The sequence below is a fragment of the Floccifex sp. genome, from assembly GCF_051873495.1.
Classification (GTDB): domain Bacteria; phylum Bacillota_I; class Bacilli_A; order Erysipelotrichales; family Erysipelotrichaceae; genus Floccifex.
Window position 1 is genome coordinate 1 of the sequence record NZ_JBJEEX010000080.1, and the last position, 1,737, is coordinate 1,737.

2 protein-coding genes are annotated in these 1,737 nt (G+C 35.1%); both read right to left on the bottom strand.

Features of this window, described 5'->3' with window-relative positions; genetic code table 11:
* Window positions 1-79: 79 nt before the first annotated feature.
* Window positions 80-1,195 carry an RNA-guided endonuclease TnpB family protein gene (locus tag ACI313_RS04850; protein ID WP_439755424.1) on the bottom strand — a complete coding sequence of 372 codons (1,116 nt, stop codon included), beginning with the start codon at window positions 1,193-1,195 and terminating at the stop codon, window positions 80-82.
* 20 nt (window positions 1,196-1,215) lie between these two features.
* Complete coding sequence (tnpA, locus tag ACI313_RS04855) at window positions 1,216-1,614, bottom strand: IS200/IS605 family transposase (protein ID WP_439755425.1); 399 nt, start codon at window positions 1,612-1,614, stop codon at window positions 1,216-1,218.
* Between the last annotated feature and the right edge of the window lie 123 nt (window positions 1,615-1,737).

Consider the following 1,737-nt stretch of genomic DNA (forward strand, 5'->3'; position numbering starts at 1 on the left):
GGGGCTTCCTAGTCAAGTATTCCAACAAATACAGTATCGCTAGGCTAACCCCGTATGCCCTACGGTTTTATAGATGAAACTAAGCAATTTCCATTTCTTTTACGATTCTTAGCCCCTCATTTTTTATGTTATAACTGGCATTTTCATCCCTGTTGTGGTATGTATTACACTGCGGACACAACCAAAACCTGTCTTTTAATTGTAATCCTTCGTTTTTATACCCACACACAGAACATGTCTTGGAACTCGGATAATGCCTGCCTACTTTTACAAGAAGCTTTCCTTGTTCCGTCTGTTTGTAATAAAGAAAACTTGTAAACATTCCCCATCCATTGTCTGCAACCGATTTGCCAAAATGAAGAGATTGCGACATAGCTTTCATATTCAGGTCTTCGATACATATAACATCATAAGCATTGGTTATCTGCCTAGATTGTTTATGCAAGAAATCCTTTCTCTGATTGGCTATTTTACTGTGGATTTTAGCAATCTTTCTTTTCTGTTTATAATAGTTTTTACTGCCTTTTTTTCTATGTGACAGAATACGTTGTTCCTTTGCTAACTTCTCCTGTGATTTTCTGTAATATCTTGGGTATTCAGCGGTAAAACCTTCGGAAGATACATATAGTTCACGCATGGAAAAATCAAGTCCGATAGCTTTAGACGTATCGTACTGTGGTTTTATATCCACTTCATATTCAAGCAACACAGAAACATAGTAATTCCCGTTCGGTTCTTGGCTGACTGTAACTGACTTAAGGATGTAATCGCTTGGAATCTGTCTGTGTTTTTTGATTTTTACAGATTTCAATTTAGGCAATACTATCGTTCTTTCATTTAGTTTGATGTTTCCATTCACAAGATTTGTGGTATAGGAATGATAGTTGCTTTTCTTTGATTTGAACTTTGGAAACCCTATAGATTTATCCTTGAAAAAGTTTCTATAAGCTGTCTGTAAATGCAGTTGTGCATTTGCAAGGGCAAGACTATCTACTTCTTTCAAAAACTCATACTCCTTTTTATATTTAGCAGGAGTGACCGTAATGGATTTCCCATGCTCTTTATAATAAGCAATCTTTTCTGCAAGCATAAGATTGTAAACAAGACGCACGCACCCAAAGGTCTTAGCAAGTAACACCTTTTGTTCTTTATTTGGGTACATTCTGAATTTGTATGCTTTATGTCTTGTTTCCATGTTTACCTCTAAATATTAATTTATTTTTCTCCTTGTGTTTCTATATACCTGCGAATTGTATCAATAGTTGCCCCGCCAGTAGTCAGCAAACAAAAAGACCTACTCCAAAACATTTCTTTCCAAAGATATTTGCGAATGAATGGAAATTCTTTTTTAACAAGTCTGCTACTGGCTGATTTATAGGCGTTTATGAATTTTGATAATTCACTATTCGGATGCCCCTTGAATAGCACATGAACATGGTCTATATCTGTGTTCCACTCTTCCAGAGTAATATTATAATTCGGGGCTATATACTCAAAAATCTCTTTTAGCCTAGCTGATACTTCATCATCAATCACCTTTCGCCTATACTTTACCACTAATACAAGATGGTAATACATAGCGAACACTGAATGATTGTTATTGTCCAACTTCATTTCATTTATTATCCTTTCGTTGTATACTACTGATATTATATCAAAAAAGGATAATTTTTACAACCAAAGAATCACTTCGCACAATTCATCTCATCACTTTAGAAGTGAGAGAATTCTTGTAAG

Bases quoted from the DNA above. Each gene is read 5' to 3' on its own strand.
- ACI313_RS04850 (WP_439755424.1), bottom strand. From the start codon at position 1,195: ATGGAAACAAGACATAAAGCATACAAATTCAGAATGTACCCAAATAAA.
- tnpA (WP_439755425.1), bottom strand. From the start codon at position 1,614: ATGAAGTTGGACAATAACAATCATTCAGTGTTCGCTATGTATTACCAT.